1 protein-coding gene is annotated in these 521 nt (G+C 37.4%); it reads right to left on the bottom strand.

Annotated elements, in window-relative coordinates:
• Positions 1 to 521, bottom strand: a 521-nt coding sequence (locus ACRCJ0_RS19235) for a ribonucleotide reductase N-terminal alpha domain-containing protein (RefSeq protein WP_431391825.1), incomplete at both ends; no start/stop codon positions are given.

Raw genomic sequence — 521 nt, 5'->3', positions numbered from 1 at the left:
TCAATACCCTTAATTGCGGCACCGGCCTCACGAAGGTTACTCAAGTTTACACCTACACCACCACCACGTTTAGAGAGTTGTAGAGAGGAATTCACTGCTCGTCCAATTGACTCCATATTATCTTGGACATCAATTAAGAAACAAGAAACCATCTCACCGCGACGCTTCTTACCTGCGTTTAAGAAGGTAGGTGTAGCCATTTGTAGACGGTGTTCAATATGCTCTTCAGCAATATGCCAAGCTAAATCTTCATCGCCATCTGCTAAATACAAAGCAGTAAAAGCAATTCGATCTTCATATCTTTCTAAAAATCGTTTGTTGTCATTGGTTTTTAGCGCATATTGCGTGTAAAACTTATAAGCACCCATAAAGCTCTTGAAACGGAATTTATGGCTATACAAATGATCAAACAAGGATTGGATGAAATCGAAAGAATACTTATTTAAGAAGCCTTCTTCAATATAATCGTTGTCTACTAAATACTGTAATTTTTCTTCTAATGTATGGAAGAAAACCGTATT

This window comes from Aerococcus sp. L_32 (assembly GCF_050689315.1).
The sequence above is the reverse complement of the archived record's forward strand: the minus strand, read 5'-3'. Positions and strand labels throughout refer to the sequence as shown.